The organism is Cellulomonas iranensis NBRC 101100 = JCM 18110, from assembly GCF_001552375.1.
Taxonomy (GTDB): Bacteria; Actinomycetota; Actinomycetes; order Actinomycetales; family Cellulomonadaceae; genus Cellulomonas; species Cellulomonas iranensis.
In genome coordinates this window covers 1-1556 of the sequence record NZ_BCRB01000181.1, presented here as the reverse complement: position 1 = coordinate 1556, position 1556 = coordinate 1, and the positions used below count along the sequence as shown (strand labels likewise).

The window sequence follows — 1556 nt, the reverse complement described above, 5'->3', positions numbered from 1 at the left end:
GTCGGCGAGCCGGCCCGCCGACGACGGCAGCGCGCGGGTGCCCGCGGCCAGCGCCGCCGCGCCGTCCGCGGCCTGCGCCGCACCGGACGCGAGACGGCCGGTGCCCTCGACGAGCTCGGTGCTGCCGGACGCGAGCCGCTGCGCGCCGTCGACCAGCTCGCTGGCGCCCCGGACGGCAGCGCCGAGCTCGGTGTGGATCGACCCGAAACCCTGCAGGAACTCGTCGGCGGCCTGCGTGCCGACCTGCGTCGCGATCGCGTCGCGCACGTCGCCCACGACCGTGTCGGCGATCGTCGTGGAGAGGTAGTTGTTGGCGTCGTTCGTCAGGAGCGTGAGGCTCGCCTGCCGGGGCCGGTAGTCGGCGACCGACACGAGGTCGGCGGAGAACGAGGGCCCGATGACGAGCGCCGCGTCGTAGCGCCCGGAGCGCACGCCGGCCTCGGCGTCGCGCTGCGAGGTGCGGACCCAGCCGAACCCGCCCTCTCCACCGGTGAGCCGCTCTGCGACCTGGTCCCCGTAGCGGACGTCGCGCGTGCGGCCGTCGACGGCGTCCGTGGCGGTCGCGCCGCGGTCCTCGACGACGAGCGCGGCGGGCACGTCGTGGAGCCGGCCGTACGGGTCCTCGTTCGCGAACAGGTACAGCCCCGCGTAGAGCGACGGGATGACGACGAGCGCGAGCAGCGCGAGCCGCGGCAGCGTACCGGCGGCGAGACGACGCAGCTCGGACAGCGCGAGGCGCGCGGCGATCACGGCGTGCCGCCCGGTGCGGGCCGCTCGTCGCGGTCGACGCTCAGCGTGTCGCTGTCGGTGTCGGTGTCGGTCCGTGAGCGCGGCTCGCCGGCGGCGGGCTCGTCCGGCGCCGCGACGAGACGGTCGGTGCCGGTGCGCAAGGACTCGACGGGTGTGGCGCGACCGGTCGTGCCGCGCGCGGGCGCGAGCTCGGCGCCCAGCTCGCGCGCGGAGGAGCGCGAGCACTGCACGAGCACGCCGTAGCCGCGCGCCGCGCACGCCTGCGCGACCGCCCACCACGCGGCGGGCTCGCCCCCGTGCCGGTCGGGCAGGCTGACGACGAGGAAGCGGACGCCGCGCCGCTCGATCGCGAGCGACGTCAGCAGCGCGGTCCGTACGGGTCCGGGCAGGTCGTCCATGCGGACGTCGCGGTAGGACGTGAGCTCGTGCGCCTCGAGCCACCGCCGGACGCGGGACGGGCGCGCCGCCGCGCCCGCGAGCGCGAGCTCCTCGCCGACGACCGTCGACGTCGTCAGGGTGTCGTCCGGCTCGGTGACGCCCGGCAGGTCCACCACGGCCGACAGACCGCGCAGCACCGCGGGGTCCGAGGTCGTGGTGCCGTCGGCGCGCGTGAGCTCGACGACGCCCGTGAAAGGTGCGAGGCGTCCGGTGGCGACGAGCGCGAGGGCGGTGTGCCCCTGCCCGGGCTCGCCCGCGACCAGCACGCACTCACCGGTCGCGAGGCTCAGCGCGTCCAGGTGCAGCAAGGGCGCGCGCCTGCCCCGCACGTGGACGTCGCGCAGCGCGAGCCGCGCCGGTGAGGCGTC

2 protein-coding genes are annotated in these 1556 nt (G+C 77.1%); both read right to left on the bottom strand.

The genetic code is table 11. From position 1 onward, the window contains the following. Positions 1-750, bottom strand: a 750-nt coding sequence (locus tag CS2_RS19260; RefSeq protein ID WP_217997416.1) for a YhgE/Pip domain-containing protein, incomplete at its 3' end; no start/stop codon positions are given. Next, positions 747-1556 (bottom strand): ATP-binding cassette domain-containing protein (locus CS2_RS19255; RefSeq protein ID WP_070321018.1); only part of this gene is annotated, 810 nt, incomplete at its 5' end. The genes CS2_RS19260 and CS2_RS19255, both read right to left, overlap by 4 nt.